The organism is Tardiphaga sp., from assembly GCF_041424195.1.
Taxonomy (GTDB): domain Bacteria; phylum Pseudomonadota; class Alphaproteobacteria; order Rhizobiales; family Xanthobacteraceae; genus Tardiphaga.
In genome coordinates, this window is the sequence record NZ_JBGMOE010000076.1 from 1 (window position 1) to 1,668 (window position 1,668).

The 1,668-nt window shown below is 62.2% G+C and carries 3 protein-coding genes and 1 pseudogene; all 4 read left to right on the forward strand.

Going from position 1 to position 1,668, the window contains the following annotated elements; genetic code table 11:
• Nucleotides 1–352 (forward strand): annotated as a pseudogene (locus ACEK02_RS12325) (hypothetical protein); the annotation flags it as partial.
• Nucleotides 349–768, forward strand: coding sequence for a thermonuclease family protein (locus ACEK02_RS12330; RefSeq protein WP_371421998.1), 420 nt, complete (start codon nucleotides 349–351; stop codon nucleotides 766–768). The pseudogene ACEK02_RS12325 and the gene ACEK02_RS12330, both read left to right, overlap by 4 nt.
• Before the next feature lie 43 nt (nucleotides 769–811).
• Entirely contained in the window at nucleotides 812–1,177 is a 366-nt protein-coding gene (locus ACEK02_RS12335) for a type II toxin-antitoxin system RelE/ParE family toxin (protein ID WP_371421999.1), read from the forward strand.
• A gap of 4 nt (nucleotides 1,178–1,181) precedes the next feature.
• A complete protein-coding gene (locus tag ACEK02_RS12340; RefSeq protein ID WP_371422000.1) occupies nucleotides 1,182–1,550 on the forward strand; it encodes an XRE family transcriptional regulator in 369 nt (122 codons plus the stop codon).
• Nucleotides 1,551–1,668: the final 118 nt, after the last annotated feature.

Here is a 1,668-nt window from a genome sequence, read left to right on the forward strand (position 1 = left end):
TATTCCGGTGAGACCGGCCGATCCGTGGCCCCTTTTATTCCCGGTGTTCTCACCTGTCAGTCACGGTACGCTTTACTCGTTCATGTGGCGCCAGCGCGATCGCGGCGTAATCCCCTATGTGACGAACCGCGATCTCCGTCGGACCTTCAAGACACTCGCCGGCAAGGCCGGTGTCTCCAAGGAAATCCGCGATCGTCTCCAGAACCACGCGCTTCAGGACGTCAGCTCCAAGAACTACGACCGCTGGAACTACATGCCCGAGAAGCGTGCCGGCATGGCGAAGTGGGACAAGTTCGTCCGCGCGATGCTGGCGAAGAAGAAAGGTGCCGACGCCTTGAAGAAGGCAGCGTGAGCGGTCGGCTTCTCGTGTTGGCCGCCGCGACCGCGACGCTCTGCTACGCCGCGCCGGCCCATGCAGATCCGTGCGAAGGCACTCTCCCCACGCGGGCCGGCGTCCAGTTCTCCGGCATCGTCCGATATGTGGGAGATGGCGACGGTCTCTGTGTCGGGCGAACGGCGGACCCCAATGAGTGGATTGAAGTCCGCCTCGCCGATTTCAACGCCCCGGAGCTACACACTCCCGGCGGTCCCGCGGCCAAGGCGGCGCTCGAACGCCTGGCCCTACAGCGCGAGGTCATATGCACATCCGAGCGCGGGCGCGGCGGCCGTGTCCGCTCCTTTGACCGCGTTATCGCGCGCTGCCGGATCAGCGGAGCCAATCTTGGCGACCTGCTGCGTCAGGCCGGCGTAGCCGAGGGCGGCAACTGATGCGATCCAGCTCACCATTGACTCCACATAGCTTGGAGGCTATATGACTTGGAACGTCAGACTGCATGATGCCTTCGAGGCGGAGTTTCTGGCTTTCGAGCGCGAGGTCCAGACCGAATTGCTGGCGGTCGCGAAGCTGCTAGGCGAATACGGCCCGCAGCTCGGTCGGCCCTATGCCGACACGCTCAAAGGCTCGAAACACGCCAACATGAAGGAGATGCGCTTCTCGGCCGCCGACGGCGAATGGCGTGCTGCCTTCGCCTTTGATCCCGAACGGAAGGCCATCCTTCTCGTCGCGGGCGACAAATCCGGCGGCAGCCAGAAGCGCTTCTATAAGCAGCTTATTGCAAAGGCGGACAGCCGGTTTTCCGCACATCTGGAAAACCTGAAGTCCGCAAAGAAGGACTGATCCGATGGGCCGGAGCCTGGACGAAATCATCGCTTCTCTACCCCGCGACCAGCAGGAGCAGATCGAAGCGCGCTACGAAGAGCTGAAGCAGGAGGTCGAGGGCCTCCGCGAGTTGCGGCAGATTGCCGGCAAAGCCCAGGCCGACATCGCGACGGCGCTGAACATCAAGCAGCCCTCGGTCTCGAAGATTGAGAAGCAGGCGGACATGTATCTCTCGACGCTTCGCAGTTATGTCGAGGCGATAGGCGGAAAGCTGGAACTAACCGTGAAGCTGCCGGCTCGTCCGGCATTCACGATCCACCATCTCGGTGATGTCGCCGCGCCGACCGGCAAGCCTACCGTCGCTCGGCGCAAGGTCGTTGGCTTGCGGTAGGAGCCCCGATGACGCGCCTGTTTGATGTCGATGGAGAGAATCTCGACCGCGGCTTCGTGAATCTCTGTTGATTTCCACTGAGAAGTGACCCGGGTTTTCCATCGAGAAGTGACCCGTC